At 58.1% G+C, this 19,840-nt stretch carries 16 protein-coding genes; 4 read left to right on the top strand and 12 right to left on the bottom strand.

Going from position 1 to position 19,840, the window contains the following annotated elements:
* The 6 genes from B5G37_RS01615 to B5G37_RS01590 all read right to left on the bottom strand — a co-directional run bounded on the left by B5G37_RS01615 (nt 1) and on the right by B5G37_RS01590 (nt 6,891).
* Nucleotides 1-252, bottom strand: coding sequence for a FeoA family protein (locus B5G37_RS01615; protein WP_087253115.1), 252 nt, complete (start codon nt 250-252; stop codon nt 1-3).
* A 143-nt stretch (nt 253-395) separates the two neighbouring features.
* Nucleotides 396-2,291, bottom strand: a complete 1,896-nt coding sequence (locus B5G37_RS01610) for a bifunctional UDP-sugar hydrolase/5'-nucleotidase (protein ID WP_087253113.1) — start codon at nt 2,289-2,291, stop codon at nt 396-398.
* Between the two features lie 106 nt (nt 2,292-2,397).
* Complete coding sequence (locus tag B5G37_RS01605; RefSeq protein ID WP_242962733.1) at nt 2,398-3,285, bottom strand: rhomboid family intramembrane serine protease; 888 nt, start codon at nt 3,283-3,285, stop codon at nt 2,398-2,400.
* Nucleotides 3,286-3,375: 90 nt separating this feature from the next.
* Nucleotides 3,376-4,611 carry a peptidase T gene (gene pepT, locus B5G37_RS01600; RefSeq protein ID WP_087253111.1) on the bottom strand — a complete coding sequence of 412 codons (1,236 nt, stop codon included), beginning with the start codon at nt 4,609-4,611 and terminating at the stop codon, nt 3,376-3,378.
* Between the two features lie 54 nt (nt 4,612-4,665).
* Complete coding sequence (locus tag B5G37_RS01595) at nt 4,666-5,718, bottom strand: acyltransferase family protein (protein WP_087253109.1); 1,053 nt, start codon at nt 5,716-5,718, stop codon at nt 4,666-4,668.
* 39 nt (nt 5,719-5,757) lie between these two features.
* Nucleotides 5,758-6,891, bottom strand: coding sequence for a nucleotidyltransferase family protein (locus B5G37_RS01590; RefSeq protein WP_087253107.1), 1,134 nt, complete (start codon nt 6,889-6,891; stop codon nt 5,758-5,760).
* A gap of 171 nt (nt 6,892-7,062) precedes the next feature.
* Here B5G37_RS01590 and B5G37_RS01585 point away from each other — a divergent pair, with 171 nt between their 5' ends.
* Nucleotides 7,063-8,256: an acetate kinase gene (locus B5G37_RS01585; RefSeq protein ID WP_087253105.1), complete on the top strand. Its 1,194-nt coding sequence runs from the start codon at nt 7,063-7,065 to the stop codon at nt 8,254-8,256.
* A 57-nt stretch (nt 8,257-8,313) separates the two neighbouring features.
* On the opposite strand, the gene B5G37_RS01580 is transcribed toward B5G37_RS01585, so the two are convergent.
* Nucleotides 8,314-9,138 (bottom strand): DUF3795 domain-containing protein, encoded by an 825-nt coding sequence (locus B5G37_RS01580; protein WP_087253103.1) that lies wholly within the window; start codon nt 9,136-9,138, stop codon nt 8,314-8,316.
* 295 nt (nt 9,139-9,433) lie between these two features.
* Complete coding sequence (gene gdhA, locus B5G37_RS01575) at nt 9,434-10,780, bottom strand: NADP-specific glutamate dehydrogenase (protein ID WP_087253101.1); 1,347 nt, start codon at nt 10,778-10,780, stop codon at nt 9,434-9,436.
* 276 nt (nt 10,781-11,056) lie between these two features.
* Between gdhA and B5G37_RS01570 the strand changes: the two genes are divergently transcribed.
* The 3 genes from B5G37_RS01570 to B5G37_RS01560 are packed head-to-tail and all read left to right on the top strand — an operon-like array spanning nt 11,057 to nt 15,544.
* Nucleotides 11,057-11,974, top strand: coding sequence for an RluA family pseudouridine synthase (locus B5G37_RS01570; protein ID WP_087253099.1), 918 nt, complete (start codon nt 11,057-11,059; stop codon nt 11,972-11,974).
* Nucleotides 11,971-12,549, top strand: a complete 579-nt coding sequence (locus tag B5G37_RS01565) for a rhomboid family intramembrane serine protease (protein WP_087253097.1) — start codon at nt 11,971-11,973, stop codon at nt 12,547-12,549. Before B5G37_RS01570 ends, B5G37_RS01565 begins: the two co-directional genes overlap by 4 nt.
* Nucleotides 12,550-12,565: 16 nt before the next feature.
* On the top strand, nt 12,566-15,544 hold the full coding sequence (locus tag B5G37_RS01560) for an ATP-binding cassette domain-containing protein (protein ID WP_087253095.1): 2,979 nt from the start codon (nt 12,566-12,568) through the stop codon (nt 15,542-15,544).
* Between the two features lie 49 nt (nt 15,545-15,593).
* Here the strand turns inward: B5G37_RS01560 and B5G37_RS01555 are convergent, their stop codons facing one another.
* The 4 genes from B5G37_RS01555 to efp form a co-directional block, all read right to left on the bottom strand.
* Nucleotides 15,594-17,552 (bottom strand): oleate hydratase, encoded by a 1,959-nt coding sequence (locus B5G37_RS01555; RefSeq protein WP_087253093.1) that lies wholly within the window; start codon nt 17,550-17,552, stop codon nt 15,594-15,596.
* A gap of 150 nt (nt 17,553-17,702) precedes the next feature.
* Nucleotides 17,703-18,263: a TetR-like C-terminal domain-containing protein gene (locus B5G37_RS01550; protein WP_087253091.1), complete on the bottom strand. Its 561-nt coding sequence runs from the start codon at nt 18,261-18,263 to the stop codon at nt 17,703-17,705.
* 121 nt (nt 18,264-18,384) lie between these two features.
* Nucleotides 18,385-18,846: a CD1247 N-terminal domain-containing protein gene (locus tag B5G37_RS01545; RefSeq protein ID WP_087253090.1), complete on the bottom strand. Its 462-nt coding sequence runs from the start codon at nt 18,844-18,846 to the stop codon at nt 18,385-18,387.
* 294 nt (nt 18,847-19,140) lie between these two features.
* Entirely contained in the window at nt 19,141-19,704 is a 564-nt protein-coding gene (efp, locus tag B5G37_RS01540; RefSeq protein ID WP_087253368.1) for an elongation factor P, read from the bottom strand.
* Between the last annotated feature and the right edge of the window lie 136 nt (nt 19,705-19,840).

The raw sequence follows: 19,840 nt of genomic DNA, 5'->3' as shown, positions 1-19,840 counted from the left end.
TTACCCCCTCCATTCCTGGGCTGGGCGCAGGGCAATCTCCCGGGCATCAGCCTGACGCAGGGCAATGAGGGCGCCTCGAATCAAATATGCACAGGGGTCCCCCGCCGGACTACGGGCCATACAGGTAACCCGTGTCCCTGGAATGAGCCCCAAATCTTCCAAGCGGTGCTTGAGGGCGGGGTGGGTGGATACGGATATCACATATCCGCTCTCCCCCTCCCCCAACGCCGCCAAATTCCATGGTTGAACCATAGGATGTCACTCCTTTCCCGGCCCCACGTGTGGGAATCCGGCACTTCATCCTATGGGTTGCCCCCTGCCCCGGTGCTCGAAGAAAGCCCCGGGACCAGAGGTTGTCTCTGATCCCGGGGCCTTGGTTTTTCATCTTTCTTTTGTCATGGCTGCAGCTTCTTACTGGAATGGCGGAGAATGGATTTTCTCACCAGCCAAACCACCAGCACCACCAGGAGGATGACCATCACCGCAACAATCATGGCCACATAGGTGGGCAGGCCCGCATGTTTGAGCAAGCTCACCGGGTTCCAACTGGAGTACACCTGTTTGCGTCCATCGGTCTGCCCGTACATGGGTGCCATCTCGCCACCCATGGACTGCAAGTAGCTGGCCACCGCATACCACTCTTTCACCTCTTTGCCCTGCTCATCCAAAAGGATGTGCTCTTCCAGCTGCTGGGTGGAGATGGGGTTCCCCTGAGCGTCTCGCGGTGTGACGGAGAGAATGCCAAAGGAGGAGTCCTCCACCGCCCCCAGCATCTGCCCCAAGTACAGCCCCGTCACCACATGATAAAGTTGGTCGTCCACAATGGGCTCGGTGACGCCGTCCGGGCGCACCAGCACCGCCTCGTCCACCTTGTCAAAGATCATGCGGTTGGTGTTGAAGGAGTACTGCACCCCGGAACAAAACAGCTGGGCTGCCGTCATCAGCGGGGTCACGGAGGCATCCACCTCCAGGGTATTTTTCAAATCTTTGCCCGTCAGGTATACAGAAATCAGCGGATATCCCGGCACACCATCGGCTCCAATGCCCAGAGATGCCACATTGAACACCTGGGCCACGGTGATCTCCCCTTTGGGAAAGGTATCTCGAATGACCCCCGAGGCGGTGAGAGCCACATCCACCGGGTCGCTGCTTTCCTTCATGCCCGCCCAGTAATAGGCATCCGCCAGGAGATTGCCCAGGGTGGACTCGTGCTGGGTGGCATACACCTCGTCCACCGAGTCAAAGTCGTAGGAGTTGTTCACCAGGACCTGGTCGAACTCCATGCCAAACTGGGCCAAATATTCCTGCTCCACCTGGTCCTTGGCCTGCTCCAGCCACTGGACCATCTCCGGGTCCTCTTGAATCCCCTCGGTGACGGGAATCAGCTGGCTGTCCTTCAGCTCCACCCCGTCCTGGGTGCGGGTCAAGGTGAGCACTCCCAGATTCTGTCCATTTTCTCCAGCGGAGACGATGTAGGTGTCGTTGACCTCAATGGGCTGGTTCAAAGTGGTGTGGGTGTGGCCGGAAACGATCACGTCGATGCCGTCCACCTCTTTGGCCAGCTCATAGTCCTCCCCTTTTCCATCCACCGTTCCCGAGTGGGACAGGCAGATCACCACCGGGTCCTGTCCATAGGCGTTCTGGCACTGCTCGGTGGCCTCCTTCACCACCTTCTTGGCCGTCTCCACCGGATCGGACAGCTTCATGCCAGACATGGGGGCACAGGCGTCCGAGTCCAGCCCTGTCAGGCCAAAAATCACATAGCACATACCACCCCGTTCCAGAATGGTATAGTCCTGCACGCCATAGGAATACAGCGCATCCCAGGTCTCCTCGTCCTCCTTGGGGGGCAGGTAGTTGGCATCCACAATGGCAGGCAGGGGGTCTCCGCTGTCCTTGGCAGCGTACAGCATGGAACTCAGGCCGGACGCCCGGTAGTCAAACTCATGGTTTCCAAAGGTGGTAGCGTCATACCCCATCCGCCCCAAGGCCCGCAACTCCAAGGCAGAGCTGGCATAGGCAGTCTGGAACAGGGTCCCCATGGAAAAGTCACCTCCGTCCACCACCAGCGCGTTGGGGTGTTCCTTGCGCTGCTGGTCCAGGAGGGTTTTCAGTCGGGCATATCCCCCCACCTGGTTTCCCTCCTCATCCAACCGGGGAAGGAAGGCGGAATGCATGTCGTGGGTGTACAGGATGGTGATCTCCTCCTGGGTCTGACTAGCCAACCCCGGGGATACCGTCAGCGACAACGCCAAGGCCATGAGTACGGCCAGGCATAGCAATCGTTTCACTGTGCATCTCTCCCATTTTTTACATTTTATTTACGCAAATTATACCATCTTTTTACCCATAAGGCAAGACAAAGCCCTCAGAGCATAGCTCTGAAGGCTTTGAAGTTCAATCTTTGTGAATGTGCACGTGGTTGTTGATATGATTGGCGCAATAGCAATAGTAGCCGTCGCACTTGGAGCAGTAACGAAACTCCATATCCGGGTCGTCGGCATCGGTGATTCCGCACACGGCGCACTTGTGGTGATACCCCTTGGTCTCCTGAGCCTTTTTCTGGGCCTGCTTGAAGTGAATCACCTTGGGATCGGTCTTGTGCCGCACAATCCCCAGCTTGGTCTGCCAGAAGGGCCAGGTAAAGATGAAGAAGTTGATAAAGCTGGCCAGAGGCACCAGGGCCAACATCCAACGTCCGTACTGGAACAGGCGGACCATATCCACCACCACCAGCACCACATCAATGAGGGCCATCCACTTCATCTTCACCGGTACCACAAAGAACAACAGCACTTCCAGCTCCCCGTACAACAGAGCCAACACCAGGAAGATGGACAGGTTCAGATAGTAGCCCAAGTCAATGGGACTGGCGGTAAAGGTGGTGTACATCTGCACCATGCCCATAGCCATTCCCAACAGCACCGACAGGACCATGCCGCTGAGGTAAAAGAGGCTGAACCGGGCCGTGCCCCACTCCCGCTCCAGCATGGCGGCAATCCAGTAATAGAAGTAGCAGCTCAAAAGCAGCATAAAGGGGCTGGATGCGTAGGGCACCACCACCCAAGTCACCAGACGCCACAGCTGGCCTTGGAGAATATAGGCGGGTATAAACTCCAAAAAACTCACAAAGCTATGGCGGAACATCAGGCTGGCCAACAAATTTACAACATACACAACAATTTGCCCAAACACGATGATTTTCATCAGATTGGGAATGCCAAAGTTGGGATGTTTGGCACAAAACCGGTCAATGGGACCGTAACCACGATTTCGATAAATCAACCAAAGGCCTCCTCCCCATGGGGGGTGTTTTCTGCGGGTTCACATGTGCCCGCTCTTCCTTTCATTTTACCGGGTGATAAGAAAAATACATCAACAATTTGTAAATGTTTTCCCGTGGATTTCTGCCAGGTGCACCAGGATATCGGTCACGGCGTCCATGTCCTCCACAGCAACACACTCCAGGGGACCGTGGAAGTTATAGCCACCGGTACCCAGGTTGGGACAGGGCAGGCCCATAAAGGACAGTCGGGCGCCGTCGGTGCCGCCCCGGATGGGCTCCACCTCTGCCTTCACCCCGGCAGCCTGGGCCGCCTTCTGGGCGTTTTCAATGAGGAACATGCAGTCCTCCAGCTTCTCTTTCATGTTGTAGTAGCTGTCCTGCATGGTCAATTCCACCCGAGCAGCGGGGTACTGGCCCTGGATGGTATCCACAGCCTGACGCATCTGAGCCTTGCGCTGCTCAAACTTGGCCCGGTCATGGTCACGGATGATGTACTCCATGCGGGCAGAGGCGGTGGTGCCCTCCAACCGATCCAAGTGGAAAAATCCCTCATACCCATCGGTGTGGGCGGGGGTCTCCTGGGCGGGGAGCAGAGTATTGAGCTGCTGAGCCAGCAAAATGGCGTTGACCATCACATCCTTGGCGTAGCCGGGGTGGACCGACACGCCGGTGATGTCCACCTTGGCGGATGCGGCGTTAAAGTTCTCATACTCAATGGAACCAGCAGCCCCGCCGTCCACGGTATAGGCGTACTGGGCTCCGAAGCCTTCCACGTCAAAGTGGTTGGGCCCCTCTCCGATCTCCTCGTCGGGGGTGAAGGCCACGCAAATGGGGCCGTGGGCCACCTCTCCAGCCAGCAGCCGCTCACACAGGGTCATGATCTCCGCAATGCCCGCCTTGTCGTCGGCTCCCAGCAGGGTGGTACCGTCGGCAGTGATGAGGGTCTTGCCCTTGAGGTCTGCCAGGAAGGGGAACTCTTTGGCCCGGATCACCCGGCCCTCCTGGGGCAACACCACGTCGCCGCCGTCATAGTTTTCGTGGAGCACGGGATTGACGTTCTCCCCGGAAAAAGCGGGCGCGGTGTCCATATGGGCCAAAAAGCCCAGAGCAGGGACATGCTCCATGCCAGTGGTCGCTGGAATGTGGCCGGTGACAATGCACCACTGCTCATCCAGCTTCACATTCTGTACCCCCAGGTCGCGAAGCTCCTGCTCCAGCACACGGGCCAAATCCCACTGCACAGGGGTGGAAGGGGTCACACCGGTGTCCTCGCTGGACTGAGTATGGATTTTGGCATAGGTTAAAAAGCGTTCGTATGCACGCATCTTTCATCTTCCTTTCTGATATGATCTTCATACAACTCCACTGCAAGTTCACACTTACGTGAGGAGAAGACGGAACGGCTTCCATTTTTTCAACTGTTTGCACACCAGGCAGATGCCCAAAAACACCAAGAAGGCTCCCACCGTGCGGCTAAAAAAGCTGTTCCAAGTCACATGAAACACCTTGGTGGTCATGTTCAGCACAAACATATGAATCAAGTAGACATTAAAGGTTTCCGAGCTGACGTACTCCAGCGCACGCTTCACCTTGTTGCCCACGCGATCAAAGTTGAAGTAGCGGAAAAACAGGAAAATGGCGGTGGAATACAGAGCACCGGGCAGGTTCGTATACCCCTTAAACAAGCTCACCACTTCTCCGGCCTGATAGGAGCAGTACCACGTCCCTATGATGTGTGCCGCCAATCCCAAAACACCCAGCCCGTAAATCACCAGGCGCACCTTCCGGGCAATGGGGAAATGGTAGATATAGTACCCCACAAACAGGTATATCAGTAGGCTGCTGGTGAGGGGGAAGCTCAACTTGCTGCTGACCGGAATCACTGGGCCAAAGAGCCGATTGATGAAGGGAATCAATTCATTGAGCAGATATCCCACCACAATCACATAGAGGAAAATGCTCTGACGATTCTCCTTGGGAATTAGACTGATAACGGGAATCAGCAAATACGCCCCAAACAACGGCATGAAAAACCAGTACACATTCCAATGCTTGGAGTTGATGATGGTATCCAGCACGCCATATACCGTAGCAGGCTCTACCGTGTACCCCATAATGATAATCTTAAAAATCAGGGCCAATACGCTCCACAGCACAAAGGGGATCACCGTTTTCTTGATGCGCTTCCACGCATAGGTCTTGGTGTCATAATAATCCCGGTAATCCAGCAAAGTCGTGCCAGAAATCATAAAAAAGACGGGCACGGCGAAATAAAACACCGACTCCAGCACATTGGCCGTCAGCCATACACGTTCATAGGAAAACCGCCAGAACACTCCATTGGCATGAAGGATCACCACGGAAAGGCAGGATAGGACCGTCAGAAATGTAATGGCAAACGATCTCTCCCTTTGTTTTGTCGCCTGCTTCATGTATTATCTCTCTCCTTTTTTTGCGCTCACTTCACAATATTATACATCATTGGCACGGTTTTGCAAGATGATCGGGCTGGTGCTCCACTCCGCCCCGCAGGGAGTGATGTGCTTCCGGCACAAAGCGTAGAAATCCGTACACGCCGCCTCAAGCTCCATGAGCGGGATGCTCTTCCCGTGGGTGGGCTTGGTGATGACAGGGATGGAGCCGTCCAGATTTCGCAGCACACCCAGTCCTCGCTCATTGGCCCCCAGCACCCGCAGATAGGGCATCTGGGCGGGGCGGTCTTGTTCCCGCAGTCCCAAAGCGGCCCACAGCACCGCTCGGCGGATGCGGGCGTGGGCATAGCGTTTGGTTTTTGCCAGCTCATAGATTTCCTCCAGGCTGGTACCCTGTCGCACTGCCCGGTACAGCCGCTGGGCCAACCCCTCCCCACAGTCGGGAATCTGCTCCCAGTCCTCCGGGCCCAGGCTGCGCAGTCGGGCCAGCATGCCCCGCAGGTTGTACTCCAAAAAGGCGGGGTTGTCCATGGGAATGGCACCAGAACGAATTTCCCCTCGCACATAGGAAGCCGAAGGATAGTGCTCATGGTGGCCCCCGTCGTGGCCAGCCCCCACCCGGCGCACCGGATAGACGTGGGGCGTCCACCCCAGGCGACAGGCCGCCCGCAGGTACTCCACCCCCAGGTTGTCGTTGGCGTTGCCCAGGCAAGCGGCCCCCGCCTGCCCCAGCAGCTCCTCCACAGCCCGGTGGCGGCACTGGGCAAAGGGCAGGCCCTGGGCCAAGAAAGGCTGGAGGGCCTGGGTAAACTCCGGGGTATCCAGAACCTGGGCCACTCGCTCCAGCGCCCCCCCATCTCCCGTCTCACTGCCAAAGGAGAGAGCGGTGGCACCGGCAGCGTGGAGCACCCCTACCCCGCCTCGGGCGAAGGTCTCCGCCGAGGACACCGCCCAAACCGTAGGAATCTCCAAAATGAGGTCTGCGCCCCCTTCCAGTGCCATGCGGGCCCGGGCCCACTTATCCGTAACGGCGCACTCCCCCCGCTGGACGAAGTTTCCACTCATGGCGCACACCACTGCGCACTCCCCCACCATGGCTCTGGCGGCGGTAATCTGATGGCGATGGCCGTTGTGGAAGGGGTTATACTCTGCCACGATGCCCACAATTTCCATGCTTCATCCCTCTCCCTGGGTGTATTTTTACACATATCTTACCAAACTGTCAGAAAAGCCCTTGCTTATTCCTTTTTCCAGCATTATAATAAATGCGGTTTTTATTGTATTATACTTCCCCTCTGGACGCAAATACAATTTTATCTTACACAAGAATAAGGAGTGTCAATCATGAAAGTTCTCGTGATCAACGCTGGCAGCTCTTCCCTGAAGTATCAGCTGCTGGACACCGACAACCAGGAAGTTCTGGCCAAGGGCCTGTGCGAGCGCATCGGCATCGACGGCAAGTTCACCTACAAGGCCCCCGGTAAGGAGACCATCGACGCCGCCGACGTGGCCATGCCCACCCACTCTGAGGCCATCCAGGCTGTGCTGGGCGCCCTGGTGGACGAGAAAAATGGCGTGATCTCCTCCATGAAGGAGATCGAGGCTGTGGGCCACCGCGTGGTGCACGGCGGCGAGACCTTCGCCTGCTCCGTGAAGATCGACGAGAAGGTGATGGCCGCCCTGGAGGAGTGCATCCCTCTGGCCCCCCTGCACAACCCCGCCAACATCACTGGCATTAAGGCCTGCGAGGCTGTCATGGGCAAGGATGTGCCCCAGGTCGGCGTGTTTGACACCGCTTTCCACCAGACCATGCCCGCCAAGGCTTACACCTATGCTCTGCCCTACGAGTACTACGAGCAGGACAAGGTGCGCCGCTACGGCTTCCACGGCACCAGCCACAAGTACGTGGCCCAGCGCGCCGCCGCCATGCTGGGCAAGCCCCTGGAAGAGTTGAAGCTCATCTCCTGCCACCTGGGCAACGGCTCCTCCATCACCGCCATTGACGGCGGCAAGAGCGTGGACACCACCATGGGCTTCACCCCCCTGGCTGGCGTTCCCATGGGCACCCGTTCCGGCGATCTGGATGCCGGTATTCTGGAGTACCTGATGAACAAGCACAACATGAGCATGGCAGAGATGATGAACGTGCTCAACAAGAAGTCCGGCGTGCTGGGCGTGTCCGGCGTGTCCTCCGACTTCCGTGACCTCACTGCCGCTGCCGAGCAGGGCAATGAGCGCGCCGCTCTGGCTCTGGACATGTTCTGCTACTCCGTGAAGAAGTACATCGGCGCCTATGCCGCCGCCATGGGTGGTGTGGATGCCGTCATCTTCACCGCTGGCGTGGGTGAGAACTCCGCCGCCGAGCGTATGTCCATCGCCTCCGGCCTGGAGTTCATGGGCATTCACATGGACCCCGAGGCCAACAACGTCCGCGGCAAGGAGACTGTTGTCTCCACCCCCGACTCCCCCGTCAAGGTGCTGCTCATCCCCACCAACGAGGAGCTGATGATCGCCCTGGACACCGCCGAGCTGGCCTAAGTCCCAGAGATACAAAAATCCCGGTGCAATTCTTGCACCGGGATTTTTTATGCCTATTTATCGGGCGGCCACATCTTGGAAAGCCTGGGCTGTACGGAAGAGATACACCAGCTTGAGGATTCCGATGACCAAAAGAGCAATGATAGCTGCCAAAAACACCAAAGCGCCAATGACGATGACCGTGAAGATCACACCCACAATCATGGCAATGGTGGCGATCAGCATCCACTTCCACAGTTTTCTCCACTGGTCGCTGAGCTCGTTGTCCAACCCGGCCAGCACGTCGGCGTGGGCGTTAAACTCATTGTAGCAGCTAAAGAAGGAGAGGATGGCACTGCACAGGGAAACCGTCAGAGCCAAGGCCTCATTGCCGATGAAGATGGTTCCTCCATCCAGAAGCGCGGTAATCAAAATCAAAATCCCCGCCCAGCGATACCCCTCTGCTCTGGAGGCAATGCGCAGCAGCACCACACCGTACACCACGCCACAGGCAAAGTCCAACAGGTATCCCACCACCTGGATGCTGGGCATCCACTGGACGATGACGCTGGCAATGTTGGCAGGGATAAAGAGCCAGAACAACACCCAAATCCACTTGGCCAGGAAGCTACCCCGCTCCCGGAGCTGCTGCTGGTACTCCAATTCCGCCTTCTTTTGGGCCAGGCGATACTGAGGTGCGGTATTTCTCCCTTGATACATACCGCATTGTGTGTTGAACACGCAACTTTCGCAGGTTTCGTGTCCCTTCTGCCGACAGCACAGGGCCAGCTTACACTCCCGGCTGGCCTCCTCCCGGCTGGCCTCCTCCCGGCAGCCCCGGCAGCCGGTTTCCGCCCGATAGCCGCATTCTTGACAGCTTTTTCCACAATAGGTCTCGCTCATAACGCTCCCTCCCTTATTCAGGTTGACCACATTGTATCATGCGGCGAGCAAACAAACAAGCCCCGCCCGGTGCATGACACACCAGACGGGGCTATAAGTTCTGTTCTGAAAAAGCCTCGCAGAGTTCCGTCGCCCGCAGGCGGCGGAAATCGTTGAAATTTCGTTATTTTCACGGACATGCGCCGGGAAAATAACACTTCTCATGGTGGATGAGGTGACTTTTTCGTAAGAAATCGAGCCTCAGCCACCATGCAATTCCCTGACTTGAAAGGCACTCAGCCTTTCAAGTCAAGCTTTAGCAGATACCCTGCCACAGCATGGCGTCGGCCACTTTCAGGAATCCGGCAATGTTGGCACCAGCCTGGATGTCGCCCTTCATGCCGTACTTCTCGGCAGCGTCGGCGCAGGCCTTGTAGATGCCCTCCATGATGTTCTTCAGCTTGGCATCCACTTCCTCGAAGGTCCAGCTGATACGGCCAGAGTTCTGGCTCATCTCCAGACCGGAGGTGGCCACGCCGCCAGCGTTGGAGGCCTTGGCGGGGGAGAACATCAGGCCAGCGCCCTTGATGGCGGTGATGGCCTCGGGAGTGCAGGGCATGTTGGCGCCCTCAAACACACCGATGCAGCCATTGGCGATCAGGGCCTTGGCGCCCTCCTCGTCCAGCTCGTTCTGGGTGGCGCAGGGCAGAGCGATGTCGCAGGCCACAGTCCAGATGCCAGAGCAGCCCTCCACATACTTGGCGGTGGGAACGTAATCCAGGTAGGTCTTGATGCGGGCGCGCTTGACCTCCTTGATCTCCTGAATCACCTTGTAGTCAATGCCGTTCTCGTCCACGATGTAGCCGTTGGAGTCGGACATGGCGATGACCTTGCCGCCCAGCTGGGTGCACTTCTGGTTGGCGTAGATGGCCACGTTGCCGGAGCCGGAGATCACCACCCGCTTGCCCTCAAAGGACTGGCCGTTGTCGTGGAGCTGGGCATCGGCGAAGTAGCACAGGCCGAAGCCGGTGGCCTCGGTACGGGCCAGAGAGCCGCCGTAGGACAGGCCCTTGCCAGTGAGCACGCCGGTCCACTCATTGCGCAGCTTCTTGTACTGGCCGAACAGGTAGCCGATCTCACGGGCACCCACGCCGATGTCGCCGGCAGGCACGTCGGTGTCGGGGCCGATGTGGCGGTACAGCTCATTCATAAAGGACTGGCAGAAACGCATGATCTCGCCGTCGCTCTTGCCCTTGGGATCGAAGTCAGAGCCGCCCTTGCCGCCGCCCATGGGCAGAGTGGTCAGTGCATTCTTGAAGATCTGCTCAAAGCCCAGGAACTTGATGACAGACAGGTTGACGGTGGGGTGCAGACGCAGGCCGCCCTTGTAGGGGCCAATGGCGGAGTTGAACTGCACACGATAGCCCCGGTTGACCTGGACCACGCCGTTGTCATCCACCCAGGGCACCCGGAACAGGATGGCACGCTCGGGCTCCACGATACGGCCCACAATGTTCTGCTGCTCATAGCGGGGATCGGCTTCCACCACGGGCTCCAGGGACTCCAGAACCTCCTCCACAGCCTGGAGGAACTCCTTCTCGTGGCCGTTGCGAGCCTTCAGGCCCTCCATCACGGACTTCAAATACGCGTTCTTCAGAGACATATTTGCCAACATCCTTTCTTCTTTGAAAGTGTGTAATTTAGCTTGTTACTGTATTGTACACCTCCACCCCTATTTTTGCAATACCCAATGTTCAAACTTGCAGAAAAAACGGCATTATCGTGTATCCAGACAAAATATGAAGCTTTTGTTGCACAATTTCGTCAAAGGCATGACGGATATTATCCACTTTGTTCCATTTTACCCAGCAATTCTTGACGGATGGCAGCAGGAAGATTATACTACTATAATGAATCTGATAAGCTGGGGAGGTGTGCCATGGCGGCCCGATATCTGCGCATTCCCATTGACCAGGCGCTGCACAACCTAGAAGTGAACACCATTCTCCGGCGGCATCTGCACCTGTCTGGAACGGTTCTTCGGCGGGTAAAATGGTTGGAGGACGGCATCACCGTGGATGGGCAGCGAGTGACCGTGCGCTACCGGGTCCAGGCAGGCCAGGTTTTGTCGGTGCGGCTCACTGACCCCGCCCCCACCTCCGGGACTGTCCCCGCCCCCGGTCCTCTGGACTTGGTCTGGGAAGACGAGGATCTGGTGGTGGTCAATAAGGCTCCCGGCACCCTGGTACACCCCAGCCACGGTCATTTTTCCGATACCCTGGGCAACTTTCTCATGTATCACTACCAACAGACCGGCCAGGACTGCGACTTTCACCCCGTCCACCGGCTGGACAAGGGGACCTCAGGCCTTCTGGTGGTGGCCAAGCACCCCCACGCCCAGGAACAGCTGAAACAGCAGCTGCACACCCCCCGGTTCCGCCGGGTGTATCTGGCGGTGTGCGATGGCGTTCCCCCTGCCCCTTCCGGCACGGTGGACGCCCCCATCGGGATGGCGGAAGGCTCCTGGACCTCCCGGCAGGTCAGCCCCCAGGGGCAGAGCGCCCGCACCCACTACCAGGTGCTGCAAGCCTGGGAGGGGGGCAGTCTGGTGCAGATGGAGCTGGACACCGGACGCACCCACCAGATTCGGGTCCACATGGCCCACCTGGGCTGTCCCCTCACCGGGGATTTTCTCTATGGGATGGAGCAGCCGGACAAAATCCCCCGCCCCGCCCTCCACTCCTATCACCTATCCTTTACCCACCCCATCACCGGGGAGCCTCTGGCCTTTACCCAGCCCCTGCCCCAAGACATGGCCAAGCTCCTGCCAAAGAAAGAGTTCGAGGTACTTTTATGAAACGACCCACCTTAAAGATTTCCTACAACGCCCCGGTTACCCTCACCTTTGCCCTGCTGTCTCTGCTGGCACTCATTCTCAACGGGGTCACCGACGGGTGGACCAATGCCCACCTGTTTTCCGTCTACCACTGCTCCCTGGCCGATCCCCTGGCCTGGTTCCGCTTCTTTGGCCACACCCTGGGCCACAGCGGATACGCTCACTACATCAGCAATATGGTGCTTATTCTGGTGCTGGGCCCCAATCTGGAGGACCGCTTCGGCAGCTGGAATGTGCTGTGCGCCATTCTGGTCACCGCCGTCATCTCCGGCCTGGTTCAGTTCATCTTCTTCCCCGGCACCGCTCTGCTGGGCGCCTCGGGCATCGTGTTTATGATGATCCTCCTCTCCTCCTTCGGCGGGGTGCGCAACGGCACCATTCCCACCACCCTCATTTTGGTGGCGGTGTTCTACCTGGGAGATGAGATCTGGAACGGCATCTTTGTCCAGGACAACATCTCGCAACTGACCCACATCATCGGCGGCGTATGCGGCACCGTGTTCGGTTTTGCCCTGTCCAGCTCCAAGAAGCGATAACCAAAAGGAGGTTTTTATGCTCAAGCTGACCAACATCCGAAAAACCTACACCGTGGGCGATCTCACCGTGGATGCCCTGCGAGGAATCAGTCTGGAATTTCGGGACAATGAGTTTGTCTCCATTCTCGGCCCCTCCGGCTGCGGCAAAACCACCACGCTGAACATCATCGGCGGGCTGGATCGGTACACCAGCGGCGACCTCATCATCAACGGCCGCTCCACCAAGGAGTACACCGACAGCGATTGGGACACCTACCGCAACCACTCTGTGGGCTTTGTCTTTCAAAGCTACAACCTGATTCCCCACCAGAGCATTCTGGCTAACGTGGAACTGGCCCTCACTCTGTCCGGGGTGTCCAAGGCCGAGCGCCGCCGACGGGCTCAGGAGGCGCTGGCTCAGGTGGGCCTCACCGACCACATGCACAAGCGGCCCAACCAGCTCTCCGGCGGCCAGATGCAGCGGGTAGCCATCGCCCGGGCCCTCATCAACAACCCGGACATCCTCCTGGCTGACGAGCCCACCGGCGCTTTGGACAGCGAAACTTCGGTGCAGGTGATGGATCTGCTGCGGGAAGTGGCCAAAGACCGTCTGGTCATCATGGTCACCCACAACCCGGAGTTGGCGCAGGCCTACTCCACCCGCATCATCCAACTCAAGGATGGCGAGGTGATCGCCGACTCCGACCCCTATGAGAGCCAGTCGGACACCCCCACCCTCACTGGCAAGCAGGCCAAGGCAGGGAAAAAGACCTCCATGTCCTTCCCCACCGCCCTGTCTCTGTCCCTCAACAACCTGATGACCAAGAAGGGGCGTACCTTCCTCACCGCCTTTGCCGGGTCCATCGGCATCATCGGCATCGCCCTCATTCTCTCTCTGTCCTCGGGTATCAACACCTATATCACCAAGGTGCAGCAGGACACCCTCACCAGCTACCCCATCACCATTGAGGCGGAGAGTGTGGACATGACCTCTATGCTCACCTCTTTCATGGGTATGGACGCCTCAGAAGAGGCCGGCGAGCCCCGGGAGGACGACCGGGTGTATGTCTCCAACGTCATGTACGACATGATGGACTCCATGATGAACGCCGAGACGGTGACCAACAACCTGAAGGCCTTCAAAGAGTACCTGGAAGAAGGGGGCGGCGGCATCACCGACCTGGCTCAGGTGTACTACGGCTATGACTTCCAGTTTGACATCTACAACAAGGACCCAGACGGCAAAGTGGTAAAAAGCGACGTGATGTCCGCCATGGAGACCGCCATGGGCTCGTTGTACGGCGGCGACTACACTGCTTACTTTGACTCCATGGGCTCCATGTATGAGAGCTTTGACGTGTGGCAGGAGCTGCTGCCCGGGGAGGATGGCGAACTTATCGCCCCCCAGGTGAAAGACCAGTATGAGCTGCTCTACGGCCAGTGGCCTCAGAAGGAAAACGAGGTCATCCTCTTTGTGGACGGCAACAACCAGATCTCCGACCTGATGCTCTATGCCCTAGGCCTGGTGTCCGTGGACGAGATGAACGAGACCTTGGCCGCCATCCAGGACGGCGAGAGTGTGGAGGTGGAGGACCAGAGCTGGAGCTACGAGGATCTGTGCAAGACCCAGTTCAAGCTGCTGCTCCCCTACGAGCGCTACCAGTACGACGCCAACACCGACACCTACACCGACCTGTCCGCCACCCAGACCGGCCTGGATATGCTCTACAACAGCAGTCAGACCGGCATTGAGCTCAACGTGGTGGGCGTGGCCCGCTCGGACAGCAGCGGCATGATGTCCGGCTCTCTGGGCTACACCCACGCCCTCACCGAGTACGCCATTGAGGCCACGTCCCAGTCCGATCTGGTGAAGGATCAGCTGGCCAACCCGGACACCGACGTCATTTCCAACCTGCCCTTCCGCCAGGAGGGGGATGTGGAACCCACCGACGAGGAAAAGGCCCAGGCCATTGGGGAATACCTGCTCACCTTGGATCCGCAGGCCCAGGCCGAGGCTTACGTGGACGGCGTGAGCCAGCCCAGCCAGCAGTACGTGGACGACACCGTGTCCGCCCAGATGGCCAACATCACCCGGGAGGACATTGAGAAAATGATCTCCCAGGAGTACGCCGCCCAGATGGGGGTAGATGCCGCCACCCTGGACGAGTATATCGCAGGCATGAGCGACGAGGAGCTGTTTGCCCAGGTGGAGGAGGCCATGGCCCAGCAGATCCGGGAGCAGTACACCGCCGGGGTCAAGGCGCAGCTGTCCGCCTTGCCTGCCGCGCAGCTCTCTGCGATGCTCACCCAGGCGGTAAACCAGGGCCCCAGCGACCAAGGTCTGACCCTGGAGCAGTTCGTCTACCTGTACGACCACTACATGCCCCCCACCCACTCCGATTCCACCTACCAGGAGAATCTGGACTTGATGGGGTATGTGGACCTGGACTCCCCCTCCTCCATCAGCATTTACGCCGACACTTTCAAGGAGAAGGATGAGATCGCCGACCTCATCACCGCCTACAACCAGCAGGTGGCGGAAGAGGACCAGATCAACTACACCGACTACGTGGCCCTGCTCATGAGCTCCATCACCGACATCATCAGCGGTGTGAGCTACCTGCTCATCGGCTTCGTGTCCATCTCTCTGGTGGTGTCCTCCATCATGATCGGCATCATCACCTATATCTCGGTGCTGGAGCGCACCAAGGAGATCGGCATTCTCCGCGCCGTGGGCGCCTCCAAAAAGGACGTGTCCCGAGTGTTCAACGCCGAGACCCTCATTGTGGGTCTGGGGGCGGGTGTGCTGGGCATCGTAGTGACGGTGCTGTTGAACATCCCCATCAACGCCGCCATCCACGCCGCTACCGGCCTTGTGGACCTCACCGCCGCCCTGCCCCCGGTGGGTGGCGCTATTCTGGTGGCCATCAGCGCCATCCTCACCATCCTGGCCGGCCTCATTCCCGCGCGTCTAGCCGCCAAGAAGGACCCGGTGGAGGCCCTGAGAAGCGAATAATATCCCATAAGAAAAGCCGCAGAAACTTGTTGTTTCTGCGGCTTTTTTCTTACATTCCTTCTTTGAGAACGCCGTGGTCTCGCAAGACCTTTTCGATGACCGTCCCCTTTACCGCCTTGAGCAGCGGCTTTTTCAGCAGGTTCACTGGGCCGGGCAGTTCCACTTCCAGAGGAGACTTGCCGTCCATCAGACGCACAGAGCTCTCCAGCAGCTCCCGCACGTCGTACACGCTGCCCCACACTTCGGGCACACCACGGTCCACCCCCAGCAGGCCATACACGGCCTCCATGGCGGTGCGCACGGAATACTCGGTGGTGAATACGGTATCCCGGGGGGTCTGGGCAAACTGGCCCAGGAAGGCGAAATTGACGCAGCCGTCGGGGATGACGTCGGGGCGATCCCCTTCGGCCCGAGGCATGAAGAAGGCGGTGATATAGGGCATCATGGTGGGCACACACACAGCGCTATTCCGGGCCAGATCTTCAATCTGCTCCACCGGTACCCCCAGGTGGTACAGCCACTCCTGAGTGATCTCCTGGCCGGTGCACTCCTTCATGGGCTTTTTCACATAGTCGCCGGGCACGTCGGTGAACAGGCCGTACACCCACACGCACACCTTTTCCGGCTCCTGCTCCCGGAACTGACCCTGGCGGTTGATGGTCCAGCTCAGCAGCCACTTGGAGTCCTGGCAGCTGACGATGCCGCCGGTGACCACCTTTCCCGTACGGGGGTCCCGCTTGCAGATATTGGTGATATAGGGAATGATCTTGTCATCCAGAGTGGTGATGGTGGCAGACTCCCAGTTGGTCTTGGACACGTCAGAGCAGAATTTCTCGGGACGGCCAAAGGCGGGGTCCTGCCGGGCGATATTCTTCCACAGGTTCCAGCAGCCGCTGGTGCGCACCAGGGCGTCCCCATTGGGGGCATGGTCCTGATCGCCGTAGATGGTCCCCTCGGTGCAGGAGCCGTTGGTAACAAACACCAGATCCTGCTCGGTGAGCACAATGCCCTTCTCCACTCCCTTGACCTTGCACTCGATGGCGGTGGCCACCTTGCGGCCGTTGTGGATATCAAAGAGGACGTTGGTCACTTCGGTGCCAAACTGGAAGTCCACCCCCGCATCCTCCAGGTATTTCTGCATGGGAAGAATGAGGGATTCGTACTGATTGTAGCGAGTGAACTTCAAGGCGCTGAAATCAGGCAGACCGGCGATGTGGTGGATGAACCGCTGGAAGTACAGCTTCATCTCCAAAGCGCTGTGCCAATTTTCAAAGGCGAACATGGTGCGCCAGTACAGCCAGAAGGTGGACTCAAACACCTCGTCGTCAAACACATCCTCGATGGTCTTGTCGTACAAGTCCTCGTCGGGGGTCAAAAACAGCTTGACGATCTCCATGCACCCCTCCTGGCTGAGCCGGAACTGCCCATCCGTGTGGGCGTCCTGGCCCCGGTTGACGGTGGCACGACACAGGGAGTAGTTGGGGTCGTGCTTGTTGAGCCAGTAGAACTCGTCCAGCACCGAGGCCCCGGGTATTTCCAGAGAGGGAATGGAGCGGAACAGATCCCACAGGCACTCAAAGTGGTCCTCCATCTCCCGGCCGCCTCGCATAATATAGCCGCGGCTGGGTTCCAAAATGCCGTCGCAGGCGCCACCCGCCACGTCCATGGCCTCCAGAATGTGGATATGGTCCCCCTTCATCTGACCGTCCCGCACCAGGAAGCAGGCGGCAGCCAGAGAGGCCAGTCCGCTGCCCACCAGATAGGCGTGCTTGTCGTCCACACCCTGGGGCTTTTCCGGGCGGGCAAAGGCCTCATAGTTGCCCTTGGTGTAGTAGATGCCCTTGCTGTTTTTCTGTTGCTTCCCCAGCTCGGTGTTCCGGTATTCCGGCTGGGTCTGGGCTTGGGCCTGCTTGGCCTCCTGCTTCTTCTTGGTGAAAAATACCGCCGCGCCCGTTCCAGCCAGACCAGCTGCAGCAGCAGTGAGGGCTGCAATTTGCTTTCGATCCATAGAGGATAACCACCTTTCTATCGGTACCGCTCCCGCGGCAGATCTTGTTGATGGTCTTATCCTACCCCCGCTCCGCAGAAAAAAACATGAACAGATGAGGGGGAATGATAAAAATTTTATCATTCCCCCTCATCTGTCAAGCGGTTTGGGTTATTTGTGTAGGGCCGCAAAATTGGCGATGGAATGGCCCACATTGCCCTGCACGGTGGTGCTGATGCGCTCCACCAGCCCATGGTAGTCCTCTCCCATGCCCTTTTTGATCCAGTCCAGCATGAGGCCCACAAAGCTGTACTTATAAAAGTCGGCAATGAAGTTCTTATCCTCTTCGGAAATGTCCACGCCCTGGCTTTTTTCCTCCACCACACCCCGGATCAGGCCATAGGTGAGCTGGAACAGATAGCTCTCCATGCGCTCCCGGCTGATGCAGCGGTAGGCGTTGAGCACAAAAGGACGGTTCTCCAACACCGCCTCAAAGATCTGGGTCAGCCCCTCCTGCCAGGTGTCATAGGTCTTTTTCCCCTGCAACGCCTGGGTAGCGTCCTCCACACAGGTCCACTCCACCAGATCGTAGATGTCCTTAAAGTGGTAGTAAAAGGCCATGCGGCTCATGCCGCAATCGCTGGTCAGGTCCTGAATGGTGATCTTGTCCAGTGGCTTTTTCAGCATCCACCGTTTCAGCGATGCCGATAGGGCCGGTTTGGTGGCATTCATGGCGCATCCCCCTTTGCTTTACAAAAAGCACACCGCCTGTGCCCCTCGGGACACAGGCGGTGGCTGTACGCAGCCCTCATGGGCCTTTGTTCTTGTTCAAATGGACGTTTCCGCCAACCACTTACTCGTGGTCGTGGTCGCAACCGCAGTCACAGCCGCAGCCGCACTCGTCGTCCTCGCCGCCGAAGTCCAGAGCGAACTTCTGGCCGCACTTGGGGCAGTCGATGACACCGGCCTCCAGCACCTCGTCGTCGATGACCAGACCCTCCCCGCAGTTGGGGCAGTCCACTTCGAAGAAGTCCTCTTCCTCGTCGTCGCAGCAGCAGTCATCGTCGTCACAGCAGCAATCGTCCTCGTCATCCTCGTTGACAATAGCCTCCACATCGGCCAGATCGTCGGAAATGGCGTCGATCTCCTCACCAAACTCGTCCAAAGTGGCGTCCACAGTGTCCAGCTGATCGCCGATCTCCTTGAGGACATCCAGCATTTCGGCCAGAACCTTGGCCTCGCCGCTCTCAGACTTGTCCAGGCCCATGCCATCAAACATACCCTGGATATATGCAACCTTCTCAGAAATGGTCATGATGATATCTCCCTTCCAGTGTGCAAAATGAGTGGATTGGAATGGAACCGATTCAATTCACTTACCGTGAATTAGCCCTTGCAGCGCTCCATATACTCGCCGGTACGAGTAGCCCCAGCAAACCTCGGTTTGCCGGGGACCCCGTGATTTCAAATCCTCGGGCGAAGTCAATTCGCCCTGCGGCAAGATTTTGGTCGAGGCCCAAAATGCTTGTACGCACTTCGTGCGCCCCGCTTTGCGGGGTAATCGATACCCGCAAGGAAGTCTCGGCTGTTTGAGTTGCTTTACAGCGAATTAGCCCTTGCAGCGCTCCATATACTCGCCGGTGCGGGTATCGATGCGGATGCGGTCGCCGGGGTTGATGAACAGGGGCACCTTGATCTCAGCGCCGGTCTCCAGAGTGGCGGGCTTAGTCACGTTGGTGGCAGTGTCGCCCTTGAAGCCGGGATCGGTCTCGGTGACCTCCAGGTCCACGAAGTTGGGGGGCTCCACGCCGAACACGCTGCCCTTGTAGGACATGATCTTGCAGGACATGTTCTCCTTGACGAACTTGAAGTTGTCGCCCAGCACGTCCTTGTTGATGGGCATCATGTCATAGGTCTCCATGTCCATGAAGTAGTACAGATCGCCGTCGTTGTAGCTGTACTCCATCTCCTTACGGTCCACGAAAGCCTGCTCGAACTTGGCGGTGGGGTTGAAAGAAGTCTCGGTGACAGCGCCGGTGATGACGTTCTTCATCTTGGTACGCACGAAAGCGGCGCCCTTGCCGGGCTTAACGTGCTGGAACTCCACAACCTGCATCACCTTGCCATCCATCTCAAAGGTCACGCCATTGCGGAAATCGCCTGCGGTAATCATTGCCATTGGTCTCGTCCTCCAATATCATAAAGTTTGGGAATCCAAAGTATAAGTCACTGTATTATACCCCATCTCCCCTTTTTTTGCAAGGGGGTGGGCCACAATTCTGGCCGGAAAATGGGGAATCTCCCTTGTG

The organism is Pseudoflavonifractor sp. An85, assembly GCF_002161235.1.
Lineage (GTDB): Bacteria > Bacillota > Clostridia > Oscillospirales > Oscillospiraceae > Enterenecus.
This window is presented reverse-complemented; position numbering and strand designations above follow the sequence as displayed.

What these genes read in the sequence shown, in the direction of transcription:
- efp (WP_087253368.1), bottom strand. Translation starts at nt 19,704, where the DNA reads ATGATTACCGCAGGCGATTTCCGCAATGGCGTGACCTTTGAGATGGAT.
- B5G37_RS01545 (WP_087253090.1), bottom strand. Translation starts at nt 18,846, where the DNA reads ATGACCATTTCTGAGAAGGTTGCATATATCCAGGGTATGTTTGATGGC.
- B5G37_RS01585 (WP_087253105.1), top strand. Translation starts at nt 7,063, where the DNA reads ATGAAAGTTCTCGTGATCAACGCTGGCAGCTCTTCCCTGAAGTATCAG.
- B5G37_RS01590 (WP_087253107.1), bottom strand. Translation starts at nt 6,891, where the DNA reads ATGGAAATTGTGGGCATCGTGGCAGAGTATAACCCCTTCCACAACGGC.
- B5G37_RS01595 (WP_087253109.1), bottom strand. Translation starts at nt 5,718, where the DNA reads ATGAAGCAGGCGACAAAACAAAGGGAGAGATCGTTTGCCATTACATTT.
- B5G37_RS01580 (WP_087253103.1), bottom strand. Translation starts at nt 9,138, where the DNA reads ATGAGCGAGACCTATTGTGGAAAAAGCTGTCAAGAATGCGGCTATCGG.
- B5G37_RS01550 (WP_087253091.1), bottom strand. Translation starts at nt 18,263, where the DNA reads ATGAATGCCACCAAACCGGCCCTATCGGCATCGCTGAAACGGTGGATG.
- B5G37_RS01565 (WP_087253097.1), top strand. Translation starts at nt 11,971, where the DNA reads ATGAAACGACCCACCTTAAAGATTTCCTACAACGCCCCGGTTACCCTC.
- gdhA (WP_087253101.1), bottom strand. Translation starts at nt 10,780, where the DNA reads ATGTCTCTGAAGAACGCGTATTTGAAGTCCGTGATGGAGGGCCTGAAG.
- B5G37_RS01560 (WP_087253095.1), top strand. Translation starts at nt 12,566, where the DNA reads ATGCTCAAGCTGACCAACATCCGAAAAACCTACACCGTGGGCGATCTC.
- B5G37_RS01615 (WP_087253115.1), bottom strand. Translation starts at nt 252, where the DNA reads ATGGTTCAACCATGGAATTTGGCGGCGTTGGGGGAGGGGGAGAGCGGA.
- B5G37_RS01555 (WP_087253093.1), bottom strand. Translation starts at nt 17,552, where the DNA reads ATGGATCGAAAGCAAATTGCAGCCCTCACTGCTGCTGCAGCTGGTCTG.
- B5G37_RS01570 (WP_087253099.1), top strand. Translation starts at nt 11,057, where the DNA reads ATGGCGGCCCGATATCTGCGCATTCCCATTGACCAGGCGCTGCACAAC.
- pepT (WP_087253111.1), bottom strand. Translation starts at nt 4,611, where the DNA reads ATGCGTGCATACGAACGCTTTTTAACCTATGCCAAAATCCATACTCAG.